Source organism: Allobosea psychrotolerans (genome assembly GCF_002917105.1).
Lineage (GTDB): Bacteria > Pseudomonadota > Alphaproteobacteria > Rhizobiales > Beijerinckiaceae > Allobosea > Allobosea psychrotolerans.
Map to the genome: position 1 here is coordinate 363,850 of NZ_PQFZ01000005.1, position 12,704 is coordinate 376,553.

The following is a 12,704-nucleotide window of genomic DNA, read 5'->3' on the forward strand; positions in this document are numbered from 1 at the left end:
GGCCGCCATGCTCATTCTCCTCGGCTCCTTTCTCGGCCTGATGATCCTCGGCGTCCCCGTCGCGATCGCGATGGCCGTCGCTTCGCTCGCCTTCATCCTGATCTCCGGCACGGTGCCCGACGTCATCCTGGCCCAGCGCATGATCGCCGGCGTCGAGAGCTTCCCGCTGCTGGCGGTGCCGTTCTTCATCCTGGCCGGCAACCTGATGAACATCGCCGGCGTGACCGGGCGCATCTACGCCTTCGCCGTCGCGCTCGTCGGCTGGATGCGCGGCGGTCTCGCACAGGTGAACATCATCGGCTCTGTGATCTTCTCGGGCATGTCGGGCACCGCGATCGCGGACGCCGCCGGCATCGGGACGATCGAGATCAAGGCGATGAAGGACCATGGCTACTCGACCGAGGTCGCGGTCGGCGTCACCGCCGCATCGGCGACGCTGGGGCCGATCATCCCACCCTCGCTGCCCTTCGTCATCTACGGCATGATGTCGAACACCTCGATCGGTGCGCTCTTTCTCGGCGGCGTCATCCCCGGCGTGGTGATGACCCTGTTCATGATGGCGACGGTCGCGATCTTCGCGCGCATCTATAGCTGGGGTTCCGACGCCAAGTTCTCCCTGCGCGAGCTCGGCACGGCCGGCGTCGAAGTCGCCGTCGTGCTCGGCTTTCCCATCCTCGCCTATGGGCTGGTCTGGATGGGCCTGTCCGTGAACGTCGCCATCGGGCTGGCGCTCGCCATGCTGCTGGCGCTGGACTATTATTTCGACTTCTCGGCGGTGATGGCGCTGATGACGCCGGTCATCCTGATCGGCGGCATGACGCTGGGCTGGTTCACGCCGACGGAAGCCGCCGCCGCGGCCGTGATCTGGTCGCTGTTCCTCGGCCTCGTCCGCTATCGCTCGATGACGATGCGCAGCCTGACCAAGGCGACCTTCGACACGATCGAGACGACGGCCTCCGTGCTGTTCATCGTGACCGCGGCCTCGATCTTCGCCTGGCTCCTGACCGTTTCGCAGACGGCGCAGATCCTGTCGGATCTCATCCTCGGCCTCACCCAGAACAAGTGGGTGTTCCTGATCCTGGTGAACCTGCTGCTGCTGTTCATCGGCTGCTTCCTCGACACCATCGCCGCCATCACCATCGTCGTGCCGATCCTGTTGCCGATCGCGCTCAAGCTCGGCGTCGATCCGATCCATTTCGGGCTGATCATGACGCTCAACCTGATGATCGGGCTGCTGCATCCGCCGCTCGGCATGGTGCTGTTCGTGCTCTCGCGCGTCGCGGGACTGTCGGTCGAACGCACCACCATGGCGATCCTGCCCTGGCTGATCCCGCTCTTTGCGGCGCTGTTTGCGATCACCTTCGTTCCCGAGCTGACGCTGTGGCTGCCGCGCTTCATGGGGATGGTCCGCTGAGAGTCTGTCCCGAAACTCTACTCCGGCGGCCGTCTGACGCGGCTTTCTGCGCTTCCGGTGCTCACGGACATGAAGTCCGCTGCGCTCCGGTTCTCGAAAGCCACGCCAGCCGACCCACCGGAGCGAGTTTCAAAACAGTCTCTAATGGCCGTAGCCGCCGCCCCCGCCGAATTCGAAATCAAGGGACAGGAACAGGATGAAGATCGTCGCCGTCGAACCGTTCATCATGCATCTGCCGCTGACGCAGAGCTCGATTTCCGACTCCACCCACAGCGTCACGCATTGGGGCGTGGTGGGAACCCGCATCCGCAGCGATGACGGGCTGGAGGGCTACGGCTTTACCGGGACGCATTCCCACCTGGCCTCGGACAGGCTGATCACCAGCTGTATCTCGGACTGCTATGCGCCGCTGTTGCTCGGCGAGGATGCCAACGACCGCACGCGGCTCTGGACGAAGCTCGCGCGCCACCCCGCCCTGCAATGGGTCGGGCGCGCGGGCATCACCCATCTCGCGCTGGCTGCAGTCGATGTCGCGCTCTGGGATCTCGCGGCCAAGAAGGCTGGGATGCCGCTGTGGAAGTTCCTGGGCGGACAGGGCACGCAGCGGCTCGAAGGCTACAACACCGATATCGGCTGGCTGTCCTTCACCCAGGACGAACTGGTCGCCGGGTCCAAGCGCGCCGTCGAGGTCGAGGGCTTCACCCGCATCAAGCTCAAGGTCGGCCATGACGACCCGACGACGGATATCGACCGGCTCGCCGCCGTGCGCGCGGCGGTCGGCCCCTCCGTGCGCATCGCGATCGACGGCAACGGAAAATGGGACCTGCCGACCTGCCTGCGCTTCTGCGCGCAGGCCACGCCGCTCGACATCTTCTGGTTCGAGGAGCCGCTCTGGTATGATGATGTCGCGAGCCATGCCGCGCTGGCCAGGGCGACCTCCATTCCGGTCGCGCTCGGCGAGCAGCTCTATACGCTCGACGCCTTCAAGGCCTTCCTCTCGGCCGGCGCGCTGAGCTTCGTGCAGCCGGATGTGACGCGGCTTGCCGGGATCACCGAATACATCCAGGTCGCCGACCTCGCCCATGCGCACCGGCTCCCGGTCGTGCCGCATGCCGGCGAGATGAGCCAGGTCCATGTCCACCTGTCCTACTGGCACCCGGCCTCGACGATCCTCGAATACATTCCCTGGATAAAGGATCATTTCGAGGAACCGATCCGCGTCGAAGGCGGCGTCTACGCCCTGCCCCAGCACCCCGGCGCGGGAACGACACCGCTGGCGGCGAGCCTCGAGCGCTTCGGTCAGTCGCTCCGCTAGAGCGGCTAACCCTTGGGGCGGTCGCGCGCCATTCGTGCCCGGACATCAAGGCCAAAACAGCCCATCCTTGCGGATGATTGCGCCGGCAAGCGCAGCCAGACGTCCGGGTGCATCGCGCCAGGATGCCCGCATCAGCCCGGCTCGATCATTCCGAACACCGCCACGAGGACCAACACTGCCGCGCCGAGAGAGATGGGCCGGTGCCAGAGCGCCATAGGTCGAGGTCAAGAGCGCGGCCGCAGCCAGTGCGACCCTTGCGAACGCGTTCATCGCGTACTCCGGAAGAATTCAGATGGGATTACGGGCCTGCCGGCGCACATCGTCGGCGATGGGATGGAGCAGCTCCGGCGTCACCGCCCCGACGAGGCTGTAGCCGAGGCCGTCATCGGCCCAGGACCAGCCATTGACACCGCCCTGGGAGTGCGCGGCCATCGGAGCGTCGCCGTCCGCCTGCATCGGGCGAGCCAGCACCACGAGGCGCGAGCCGCGGTCATCGTCATACATGAAGAGCGCAGCGGCCCCGTGCTCGGTCGGCACGACGCGTCCACCCATCAGCCTGTAGCCCGAGCTGGCGAGATCGGGGATCGCGATCGGGCGACGCAATTGCCGGGAGGCCCAGGCAACGAGCTGGGACCGGTTCTCGGCCCGGATCTCGACGGGATTGGTGCGGTCGGATGCGAAGACCGCGAAGCTTGCGGCGGCCTCGCGGGCCAGCGCCTGCGTGCCTTCCTGCGCCGGCAGGCCGACGCCGCGCAAAGCCCAGCCGCCCAGCCCGCCTGCGCAGACGAGCAGGCTCGCCGCCATCGCCATCGTCCAGCGCGGCAGGCCGCGCCGCGGCCGCTGCCGTTCCGCGACCATCCGGCCGATATCGAGCTCCGGCGGGATCGGTTCCTGAGCGACCGGAGCGAAGGCGGCGCGCAGCAGATCGCGCTGCGCCTCGTAGCCGGCAATACGCTGCGCCAGCTCGGGATGCGCGTCGAGATAGGCTTCGACCTCCGCCTGCCGTTCGGCATCGAGGCGCTGGTCGACGAAACCGCTGAGATCGTCTTCGGTGATGGGGCGGGGGATCATTTCACGCTCCGGAGATAGGGACGGGCGCTGCCGGCGGCCGGCGGCTCGGCGCTCATCAGCCTGAGCAGGCGCTCGCGGGCCCGCGACAGGCGCGACATCACCGTTCCCATGGGGATGTCGAGCACCTTCGCGGCGTCGGCATAGGAAAGTTCTTCGACCGTGACCAGCAGCAGCACCGTGCGCTGCTCGTCCGGCAATTGCTGGAGCGCAGCGAGGAGATCGCGATAGCGCATGCGGTCCTCCTGTGATGCGGCAACCGAGAGGCTCGCCTCTGCGGTGTCGTCGAGCGCCAGATGCGACGGCCGTTCCGAGGCGCGGCGCAGCCGCGTCATGGCGAGGTTGTGCAGGATGGTGAAGAGCCAGGCCCGGGCGTCGCCGCCCTCGCGCCGCTGGTGCCAGCGGCCGATGGCCCGCTCCAGGCAATCCTGGACGAGGTCGTCGGCTGCCGAGCGGTCGCGCAGCAGCGCCCGCGCATAGCGCCGGAGCGCTGGCACGAGGGGTTCGATCTGGCGGACCATGTCGGCGGTCATGACGCTCTCTCGCGGGTGATGGCCGGCCGCCGTGTCATCGCCTGCAAAAGCGACGGAACGGCGGCCGAAGGGTTCAGTTCAGCACCTGCTTCTGCACGACGGCACCACGCTGGGCGGCCGTGCCCTCGAGGATCACCAAGTAGCGCCGCTCGGCCTTGGCGTCGCTGCGCACGATCTGGCGGATCGGGCCGGTCGCGTTGACGATGGCCGAGCCGGCCGGGTTCGTCATGAAGGCCGAGATCGGCTCGATCTCACCCTTGCCTTCGGGGCTGTTCGACAGCGCCAGCAGATAGGGCTTCTTAGGCCCCAGCCCGGTGACGGAGGCCTGCAGGACCTGCAGCAAGCCCTGGTCGAACAGCGAGACGCTGGTCGGCATGGCCTCGCTTTTGCCGGCGACCGGCGTCAGCGCGAGATGCAGGGTCTGGCCGGCGAGACCGAGCGGCTGGAGATTGGCCAGGCCGTCGCCTTCCGGCACGGCGTTCGGCACATAGTTCACCGCCTGCGCCGCCTGGCCGATCGGGACCTGCGCCACGACCTTGTTGGTCAGCGTATCGATGGCGGCGAGCCGGTCGGCGTTCTCCTGCCCGACATAGATGCGCGTGCCGTCGCCCGAGGGCCAGATGCCGTGCGGCAGCTTGTCGACGGGGATCGTCGCGACCTGTTCAAAAGTGTCGGTGCGGTAGACCTTGACCTGGTTCAGGCCGCCGATCGTGATGTAGGCGAAGGTGCCGTTCGCATTGGCGGCGAAATTGACGTGGTTGGTGATCGGCCCGGTGTCGATCGTCCTGATCAGGTCGAATGGCGGGAGCGCATTGAAGACCTGCGTCTTGCCGATGTCCTTCAGCGTGAACCAGACCTGCTGGCCGTCCGGCGTCGCCGCGATGTTGGGGCAGAACGGGCTTTCCTGCTTCACATGCCCGACGATCTGGTGGCTCGCCACGTCGACGACGACCGTCTCGGGCACGAAGGACGAGCAGATGTAGCCGTACTTGCCGTCCGGCGAGAAAATCTGCATGCCCGGTCCGTTCGGCACCTTGATGCGGGTCTTCTCCTCATAGGTCGCAGTGTCGATGACCGAGATATAGTCCTCGCCGCGCACCGTGACCCAGACCTCCTTGCCGTCCTGGGTGTAGAAGGCCTCGTGCGGGGAGCGCCCGATATAGGTGGTGTGCTTCACCGTGTTGGTGGCGGTGTCGATGAACGTCACCGAGTTGGAGCCGATCGAGACGACCGCGATCGTCGTCTTGTCCGGCGAGAAACCCATGCCGTGCACCAGCACCTGGCCGCGATAGAGCGGGCTGAAATTGCCGGGCTGCGGATCGCCCAGCCTGATCACCCCGAGCAGCGTGTTGGTCGCCGGGTCGGTGACGGAGACGGTGTTGGAGAACTGCTCGGCCGCATAGACGCGGTCGCGGCTGCTGACCGGGATGTTCGGGGACGAGGCGGCGAAGGGCGCCTGCCCGGCCAAGGCCGGGGCGATACCGGCGAGAATGCTGCTCGCGAGCAGGCCGGCGAGGATACGGGTCTTCATCGGGACGATTCCTACTTCTGGGGGGAAGGCGATAGCGACATCGCGCCCATGTGGTCGTGATGGTGGCTCGCGGCTGCGGCTGCAGGCACGATCGGGGCGGATGGGGAAGGCTGGGTCGGGGCGGGCACTGAGGCGGGAGCAGGCTTGCCGAGCGCAAGCTGCATCGCCGCGATCTCCTGCTGCTGCTCGACGATGATCTCCTGCGCCAGGCGTCGGAGCTGCTCGTTCCTGCCGTAGCGCAGATAGGCGATCGCCATGTCGATGGCGCCCTGATGGTGCGGGCTCATCATCGCCACGAAATCGGCGTCGATGTCGCCGCTCGGCTTCACCTCCATCGCCGCCATCATCCTGTCCATGGCGGTATTGTTCTCGGCGAGGTACGGCGCCTCGGCGGCCACCGCATCAGCGGGCTTCGCCGCCGCATCATCCGCCTTCGCAAGCTGCGCGCCGGCCGCGCCGCCCGCCATGGCGGCGGCAATCAGGGCAGCCAGAAACGGCCTTCGGCGTCGCATGGAAGATCTCCTTCGCAAGAATGGGCTCTTGAGAAGGCAGACTCCGGCCTGATCAATTTATTCCCCCGCCTCCGTTTTTTTTTCCGGAGATGCCTTTCCGTCCGTCGAGCGAAAGCGCCTGCCTCGCGATCAGGCGTCGAGACAAACGCCAGCACCGGCGCAGCACGGTGCATTCTGCCGCGCCTGATCCGGCATCGGGCGTCGCCCCCGGTTCAAGCCGCGATGTCGCCGTCGCAGCCAACCGATTTTGCAGAACTTGACGCACACAACCCGCCGATGGCGCAGGTCGCCAGACGCGGAAGGACTCTCTGCTGCATGGTCCGATTTCTCGGGAGGGCCATGCGGTTCTCTCAGAGTGGGCTCGGGCCGTGCGCGGTTATTCCCGAACTGCACGGCTTATTGTTCGCGCGGCCCAGCCGTGGTGCGGCGTTCCCTGATGAGGTCGCGAAAAGCCGCCGCTACTCTGCTGACATAGCGCTCCTTGTGCTGCAGGACGAAGAAACGGCGCTGGGGCAGCTCCGCCTCGACGGCGACCAGATCGCCTGCCTGCAGCACAGGCTGGACCACGAGGCGCGAGATCACGGTCGCCCCCGCTCCTGCCGTCACAGCCGTACTGACCGCCTCGTTCGACGGCAGTTCGAGCACGACCACGAGTTCATCGAGCGTGCGGCCAGCGCGCGACAGCATGTCCTCGAACAGCCGGCGCGTGCCCGAGCCGGGCTCGCGCAGCACCCATGCGCTCTCACCGAAATCCGCCGCTTCGACAATGCGCCGGGTGGCCCAGGGATGGCCCCTGCCGACCACGAGCACCATCTGATCTTCGGCGAGAGGATCGATCGCCAAATGCGGGTCGTCGATCTCGCCTTCGACGATGCCAAGATCGGCGAAGCCGTCATGGACCGCCTGCGCCACCGATTGCGTGTTGCCGATCGTCACCGGCGTCTCGACACCGGGATAGCGCGTGCGGAAACGGTGCAGCAGCGGCGGCAGCCAGTAGTTGGCCACGGTCTGGCTGGCGGCGAAGGCAAGCCGGCCGCGCCGCAGGCCGGCGAGATCGGCCAGCACCGCCTCAGCCGAGGCGGCGCGGGCCAGGACGGCCCGCGCCTCGGCGAGAAAGAGCCGGCCGGCATCGGTAAGCGCGATGCGGCGGCCGATTCGGTCGAACAGCTTCACCGCATGCCGGTTCTCCAGCGCCCCGATCGCCGCGCTCGTCGCCGATTGCGTGAGGTTGAGCACTCCGGCGGCCTGGGTGACGTGCTCGCGCTCGGCCACGGCCACGAAGATCCTGAGTTGTTCGAGGGTCACGGCGCCTCCTCAGGCCATGAGCTTCACCAGCGCCAGACTGAACGTGGCGATGAAGAGGAAAGCAACAAGGCCGAGCAGGAGCGGGCGCAGGCCCTTCGCCTTGAGCTTGCGGATGTCGGTCTCGAGCCCCATCGCCGCGAGTGCCATGGAGAGCAGGAAGGTCGTGGCGAGGACGATGAGCGACTTCGTCTCAGCCGGGACGCTGACAATGCTGTTGACGCCGACCATCCCGACGAAGCCGAGCACGAACCAGGGCATCGGAGGCCTCGCCTGGCTGACGCCATGACCGGCGTGGCGTGCTCGGCGCGCGGTTGCATAGCCGAGCGCGATCACGACCGGCGCCAGCATCATGACGCGTGACAACTTGGCGATGGTGCCAAACTCGCCGGCCTGCTGCCCGTCCTGGAAGGCGGCCGCTACGACCTGAGCGATCTCATGGATCGAGGCGCCGCTCCACAGGCCGTAGGCATGCGGTGCGAGATGCAGCAGGCCCGGCAGCAGCGGATAGGCGAACATCGCGACCGAGCCGAAGACGGTGACGCAGGCGACCGCATAGGCGACATCCTCGTCATGCGCATTGGTGACGGTGTTGACTGCAATCACCGCCGAGGCGCCGCAGATCGAGGTGCCGGCGGCGATCAGCTCCGCCAGCTTGCGCTCGACGCCAAGCAGTCTGCCGAGCGCCGTCGTGAAGAGAAAGGTCGCGACCAGCGTGAGCACGATCACCGCGATGCCGTCGACGCCGACCTGTACCACTTGCGCCGCCGTGAGTTGCAGGCCGAGCAGGATGATCGCGAGCCGAAGCAGCTTGCGCAGTGCGATCGTCACGCCGGGCCTGGCCCGCGTCGGCGTGCCGATGAGGTTGTGAAAGGCGATGCCGATGATGATCGCCAGGATCATCGGGCTGAAGTTTCCGACGCCCGGCACCTGCCTGAGCGCGAATGACGCCGCTGCGATCAACGCCGTCAGCAGCAAGCCCGGCCAGATCGCCGCTTTCCGGGCGGCGTGATCTGCGATGTCCGCTTGCGCGCGAGACCCGCCTTCACCGACTGCGTGACGGGGATGGAGAGTTGAGGTTGATCCGATCATGACGGGGCTCCTTCAGCTCCCGAACTGATCGCATCCCGGCAATCGTTCGATCCAACTTATTGTTTTCGTCGAAACGATCGATATTTTTGCTGATTTAGTGCAGCTGGTGCCTCTTCAGTGAATCGCCTTTCTGAGTGCCGCCGCAGCTCGCGGCGACCGGTCTGGCGATCCATGCACTCGCAGCCGGCGTGGCGAGGGCGGTGTTGACGCCCGCGGGTGCGCTCTACGTCCGCTTCCGCGCCGCCGCATTCTTCGCGAAGGCGGCGCTATGCGTCAGCGCTCTGCAGTTGCCTGGTAAGCCGGCCTCCTGACATTCGCTTGGGGGTGGGCGCCGGGACCTGTCAGGGCTTCACGAACCGATAGGCGAAGCGATCGGTCTCGCCCTTGATCGCGGGATCGAACACCTTGATCGCGTGCGGATCGTCCTTGTTCGCGAGCATGGTGCTTTCCGCGTCCAGCACGAAGCCGGCCGCCTCCACTTCCCTGCGAACGGAGGCAGGGTCGATCCGATGCAGCGACTGGGCGTCGCTCGTGCCCACGCCTGCGGCGGCGGCGTGATCGACGATGACGTAGCGCCCACCGGGCTTCAGCCGCTCGTAGACGGCTCGATTGAAATCGGCCGCCGTCGCGCCCTTGGCCTGCATCAGCGCGGTGTGGAGATCGTGGTAGAACAGGTGCAACCACAGGACATCCGCTGGTTGCGTGACCTCTGGCATCGCTATGAGGTCCGCCGAGACGGCTTCGACATTCTCTCGGCCCGGCTCCTTCGCAAGCGCCTGCATGCGGCCGAGCGGGTCGTTCTTGAAGTGGGCGACTTCGGCCGGCACGAAGCTGTAGATCCGCCCCTCCCGTCCGACGATGTCGGAGAAGAGGCGCGTCCAGTCGCCGTCGCCTGGGTACACGTCGATCACGGTGGAGCCCGCCTCGATGCGGGCGAACTCGATCAACTCGGATAGTTTGGATTGGTCATACATCGCAATCTCCTTTGCGGTTGGGCCTATGATGAGCAGGCGGCATGCGCGTGGGGCAATCCGCGGCTGATTCACCGGCTACGCCCCGAGCCGATGGCGGCAGCGGGACAGGCTAGCCTGGCCCGGAGGCGCCCATCTGCGAGGCCCGGGCCAGGGCCTGCGTGTCGATGTATTCCCGGATACTCGCCAGCTTGCCGTCCCGGAGCGTGATGGCGAAGATCCAGTCGTCCTCGAACGCCTTGTTCGTGGCTTTGATCTTTCCCCGCGCGAACCCGACGACGAGGACCCGGTCTCCTTGCGCCACGAACTCCCGGGGTTCCGTGGAGGTTTCCGTCGAGGTGGATGCCGTCTCGAGCAAATCCGCCAGCCCGGCATGTCCGTGGCGCGTTCCGGCCAGCGGCCAGTCCTTGCCGGGAATGATCCACTCGATGTCTTCGGCGGTCAGCGCCAGCAGCGCTTCCCTGTCGCCGCGGCCGATCGCGGCGAAGAAGTCCTTCACGGTCTCGATATTCTTTTCGATACTCACGGGAATGTCTCCATGTCGCATGGATCGTGACCCTGCCGGCAGGCGCGTCGTGTTCAGTCGAACTTGACCAGGTCCTTGAAGATCAGCTGACCCCAGCTGTTTCCGCGCGCCTGGACCAGCAGCCCGCCTTCTGACAGCCCGCCAAGCTTGATCGGCGAGAAACCGAGATTGTCCGCGAGCGCAGCAATCTCCGCTGCGGCAGCGTCATCGTCGCTCGCCAGGAACACGACCCGCCTGCCACCATGCACGGCCGGATCCTGGTCAAGGGTGGCAGCGATCAGATGGTTGAAACCTTTGACCAGCCTTGCCCCGGAGAAAGCCTGCGCGATGAACTTGGAAGAAGGCTGTTTTGCCAGTTCCTCGGGGGGCACGCCGTAGGCATTGGTCACATCGACGATGGTCTTGCCCTGCCAGCTGGGCAGCGCGTTGGCGACATCCGGGTGCGACGCGAAACGAACAGCCAAGAAGATGATGTCCGCCTTGAGCGCGTCCGCCAGCGTCTTGGCAATGATCGTAGGCCCGATCGCGGCCGCATCGGCTGCAAAGCTTTCCGGGTCGCGCGTGGTTGCGACGGATACGTCGATGCCCTTGCGGGCGAACGCCCTGGCCAGGGCCTGGCCGATATGGCCAAAGCCGATAATGGCGTAGCTCATGATGTTGCTCCGATCTTGCGTGATGTCGGCGGTCAGACTTGCGCCAGCCCACCGTCCACCGCGAGATCCACGCCGGTGATGTAGGAACTTTCATCGGAGGCGAGGAAGGTGACGGTGGCCGCGATTTCCTCTGGCTGGCCCCTTCGACCCATCGGGACCTGCGAGGCAAATTGGGCGGCCGCCTGCTCGGCCTGCTCAGCTGTGAGGCCCGTCGTCGTCGCCAAAGCGGGGGTCTCGATCGGTCCGGGGGCTCATCGAATTCACCCGGATCTTGCGGTCCTTCAGCTCCAGCGTCCAAGCGCGCGCGAAGTTGCGCACAGCCGCCTTGCTCGCGGCGTAAGCGCTGAAGCCTGGCAGCCCCATCACGTTCGAGACCGAAGAGGTGAGGATGATCGAACCGCCGTCCCGGAAGAGGGGAAGGGCTTTCTGCACGGTGAAGAACAGCCCCTTCACGTTCACGTCGAAGGTCTGGTCGAAATGAGCCTCAGTCGCTGCCGCGAGCGGAGCGATTGTCCCCGCGCCCGCATTCGCGAAGAGAATGTCGATGTGACCATGCTTCTCTTTCACGACGGTGTAGAGCCGGTCCAGATCGTCCAGGCGCGCCACGTCGCCGACGACCGTCGTCACGTTGTCCCTGATGAGGGCAGCGGCCTCATTCAGCTCTTTCTCGCGTCGCCCGGTCATCACGACGTGTGCGCCTTCTGCCACGAAACGTTTGGCCGTGGCCAACCCGATCCCGCTGCTCCCGCCGGTGATGACGGCGATCTTGCCTGCAAGTTTTTTCATGGTGTTTATCCTTCGTTGTGCGTGGGCCAGGCTTGGGCCAAGGTGAGGGTCAGAGCTGGGCCAGGCCGCCGTCGACGGCGACTTCGCTGGCTGTCATGAAGCTGCTGTCCGGCGAGGCGAGGAAGGCAGCCACGGCCGCGATCTCGGCCGGATCGGCCATGCGCTGGAGCGGGGTCATCGCGCCGTAGGCCTTCTGGCCCGCCTCGCCCAATGCCTGCTTCGCAAGTTCGGTCGCCGTCGCCCCGGGCGACAGCACGTTGACCCGAATGCCGGTGCCCTTCAGATCCTCCGCCCAGCTCCGCGCGAGGTTGCGGACTGCGGCCTTGCTCGCGCTGTAGGCCGTGAACCCCGGGGCGCCCGTGGTGCCGGCGCTCGATCCGGTCAGGATGATCGAGCCGCCCGGGCCCATCAGCGGCAACGCCTTCTGGACCGTGAAGATCGTACCCTTCACATTGGTGTCGAAGGCTTCGTCAATATGCTCGGCGGTGATCTGGCCGAGCGGAAGCGGGCTTCCCGCACCGGCATTGGCGAAGACGATGTCGAGGCTTCCGCGCTCGGCCTTCACTGCCGCGTAGAGGCGGTCGAGGTCGACCTCATTCGAGACCGAGCCCTTCACCGCCCGGGCATTGGGTCCAAGCTCGGCCACGGCCGCATCGAGTGCTGCCTGCCGGCGGCCATAGATGAAGACGAAGGCGCCCTCCGCGATGAAGCGCTTTGCCGAGGCCAGGCCGATGCCGGTCGCTCCGCCCGTGATGACGGCGGTCTTTCCATTCAATCTGGTCATGTCATGGATCCTTCCAGGCTTTCGCCGTGGTATGGGGGGCTTCCCCGAGATCCCGAACATGGGTCCGCCGAGGTCAGGCGCTGAGTGGCGAGGCGCGCATATCGGTGGTGCAGAAACGATCCAGTAAGGGGCCAACGCCAGGCGAGACGATAAGGTTGCGCCAATCGGATTTGGGCCGCGCTCGCCGGCTTGTGCTACGATGACAGCCTGAACTGCC

At 66.3% G+C, this 12,704-nt stretch carries 14 protein-coding genes and 1 pseudogene; 4 read left to right on the plus strand and 11 right to left on the minus strand.

Annotated elements, in window-relative coordinates:
* Positions 1-7 precede the first annotated feature (7 nt).
* The gene (locus CYD53_RS11745) at positions 8-1,414 is read left to right on the plus strand and encodes a TRAP transporter large permease (RefSeq protein ID WP_103718262.1); all 1,407 of its coding nucleotides are present in this window, start codon (positions 8-10) and stop codon (positions 1,412-1,414) included.
* A gap of 196 nt (positions 1,415-1,610) precedes the next feature.
* Positions 1,611-2,729: a mandelate racemase/muconate lactonizing enzyme family protein gene (locus CYD53_RS11750; RefSeq protein WP_103718263.1), complete on the plus strand. Its 1,119-nt coding sequence runs from the start codon at positions 1,611-1,613 to the stop codon at positions 2,727-2,729.
* 288 nt (positions 2,730-3,017) lie between these two features.
* On the opposite strand, the gene CYD53_RS11755 is transcribed toward CYD53_RS11750, so the two are convergent.
* The 6 genes from CYD53_RS11755 to CYD53_RS11780 form a co-directional block, all read right to left on the minus strand.
* A complete protein-coding gene (locus CYD53_RS11755) occupies positions 3,018-3,800 on the minus strand; it encodes an anti-sigma factor family protein (protein WP_103718264.1) in 783 nt (260 codons plus the stop codon).
* Positions 3,797-4,330, minus strand: a complete 534-nt coding sequence (locus CYD53_RS11760; RefSeq protein ID WP_245928195.1) for an RNA polymerase sigma factor — start codon at positions 4,328-4,330, stop codon at positions 3,797-3,799. The genes CYD53_RS11755 and CYD53_RS11760 overlap by 4 nt, the downstream gene beginning before the upstream one ends.
* Before the next feature lie 73 nt (positions 4,331-4,403).
* On the minus strand, positions 4,404-5,861 hold the full coding sequence (locus tag CYD53_RS11765; protein ID WP_103718265.1) for a YncE family protein: 1,458 nt from the start codon (positions 5,859-5,861) through the stop codon (positions 4,404-4,406).
* Positions 5,862-5,872: 11 nt separating this feature from the next.
* Complete coding sequence (locus CYD53_RS11770; RefSeq protein ID WP_103718266.1) at positions 5,873-6,373, minus strand: DUF305 domain-containing protein; 501 nt, start codon at positions 6,371-6,373, stop codon at positions 5,873-5,875.
* A 396-nt stretch (positions 6,374-6,769) separates the two neighbouring features.
* Positions 6,770-7,678 (minus strand): LysR family transcriptional regulator, encoded by a 909-nt coding sequence (locus tag CYD53_RS11775; protein WP_103718267.1) that lies wholly within the window; start codon positions 7,676-7,678, stop codon positions 6,770-6,772.
* A gap of 9 nt (positions 7,679-7,687) precedes the next feature.
* Positions 7,688-8,605 carry a YeiH family protein gene (locus CYD53_RS11780; protein WP_245928207.1) on the minus strand — a complete coding sequence of 306 codons (918 nt, stop codon included), beginning with the start codon at positions 8,603-8,605 and terminating at the stop codon, positions 7,688-7,690.
* Between CYD53_RS11780 and CYD53_RS30865 the strand changes: the two genes are divergently transcribed.
* Together CYD53_RS30865 and CYD53_RS30245 are read left to right on the plus strand one after the other, a co-directional pair.
* Positions 8,562-8,687, plus strand: coding sequence for a hypothetical protein (locus CYD53_RS30865; protein WP_281261260.1), 126 nt, complete (start codon positions 8,562-8,564; stop codon positions 8,685-8,687). The two genes, CYD53_RS11780 and CYD53_RS30865, sit on opposite strands and share 44 nt — an antisense overlap.
* A gap of 214 nt (positions 8,688-8,901) precedes the next feature.
* The gene (locus CYD53_RS30245) at positions 8,902-9,078 is read left to right on the plus strand and encodes a hypothetical protein (protein WP_181011824.1); all 177 of its coding nucleotides are present in this window, start codon (positions 8,902-8,904) and stop codon (positions 9,076-9,078) included.
* Between the two features lie 30 nt (positions 9,079-9,108).
* Here CYD53_RS30245 and CYD53_RS11785 read toward each other — a convergent pair whose 3' ends face one another.
* From CYD53_RS11785 to CYD53_RS11805, 5 genes and pseudogenes are all read right to left on the minus strand, one after another.
* Positions 9,109-9,741 (minus strand): class I SAM-dependent methyltransferase, encoded by a 633-nt coding sequence (locus CYD53_RS11785; RefSeq protein WP_103718269.1) that lies wholly within the window; start codon positions 9,739-9,741, stop codon positions 9,109-9,111.
* Positions 9,742-9,850: 109 nt separating this feature from the next.
* Positions 9,851-10,264, minus strand: coding sequence for a nuclear transport factor 2 family protein (locus CYD53_RS11790; RefSeq protein WP_103718270.1), 414 nt, complete (start codon positions 10,262-10,264; stop codon positions 9,851-9,853).
* Positions 10,265-10,317: 53 nt separating this feature from the next.
* Positions 10,318-10,917 (minus strand): NADPH-dependent F420 reductase, encoded by a 600-nt coding sequence (locus tag CYD53_RS11795; RefSeq protein WP_103718271.1) that lies wholly within the window; start codon positions 10,915-10,917, stop codon positions 10,318-10,320.
* A gap of 32 nt (positions 10,918-10,949) precedes the next feature.
* Positions 10,950-11,703 (minus strand): annotated as a pseudogene (locus tag CYD53_RS11800) (SDR family NAD(P)-dependent oxidoreductase).
* Between the two features lie 49 nt (positions 11,704-11,752).
* Positions 11,753-12,487 carry an SDR family NAD(P)-dependent oxidoreductase gene (locus CYD53_RS11805; protein ID WP_103718272.1) on the minus strand — a complete coding sequence of 245 codons (735 nt, stop codon included), beginning with the start codon at positions 12,485-12,487 and terminating at the stop codon, positions 11,753-11,755.
* Between the last annotated feature and the right edge of the window lie 217 nt (positions 12,488-12,704).

Bases quoted from the DNA above. Each gene is read 5' to 3' on its own strand.
- CYD53_RS11785 (WP_103718269.1), bottom strand. From the start codon at position 9,741: ATGTATGACCAATCCAAACTATCCGAGTTGATCGAGTTCGCCCGCATC.
- CYD53_RS11770 (WP_103718266.1), bottom strand. From the start codon at position 6,373: ATGCGACGCCGAAGGCCGTTTCTGGCTGCCCTGATTGCCGCCGCCATG.
- CYD53_RS11805 (WP_103718272.1), bottom strand. From the start codon at position 12,487: ATGACCAGATTGAATGGAAAGACCGCCGTCATCACGGGCGGAGCGACC.
- CYD53_RS30865 (WP_281261260.1), top strand. From the start codon at position 8,562: ATGATCGCCAGGATCATCGGGCTGAAGTTTCCGACGCCCGGCACCTGC.
- CYD53_RS11755 (WP_103718264.1), bottom strand. From the start codon at position 3,800: ATGATCCCCCGCCCCATCACCGAAGACGATCTCAGCGGTTTCGTCGAC.
- CYD53_RS11760 (WP_245928195.1), bottom strand. From the start codon at position 4,330: ATGACCGCCGACATGGTCCGCCAGATCGAACCCCTCGTGCCAGCGCTC.
- CYD53_RS11795 (WP_103718271.1), bottom strand. From the start codon at position 10,917: ATGAGCTACGCCATTATCGGCTTTGGCCATATCGGCCAGGCCCTGGCC.
- CYD53_RS11745 (WP_103718262.1), top strand. From the start codon at position 8: ATGCTCATTCTCCTCGGCTCCTTTCTCGGCCTGATGATCCTCGGCGTC.
- CYD53_RS11765 (WP_103718265.1), bottom strand. From the start codon at position 5,861: ATGAAGACCCGTATCCTCGCCGGCCTGCTCGCGAGCAGCATTCTCGCC.
- CYD53_RS11750 (WP_103718263.1), top strand. From the start codon at position 1,611: ATGAAGATCGTCGCCGTCGAACCGTTCATCATGCATCTGCCGCTGACG.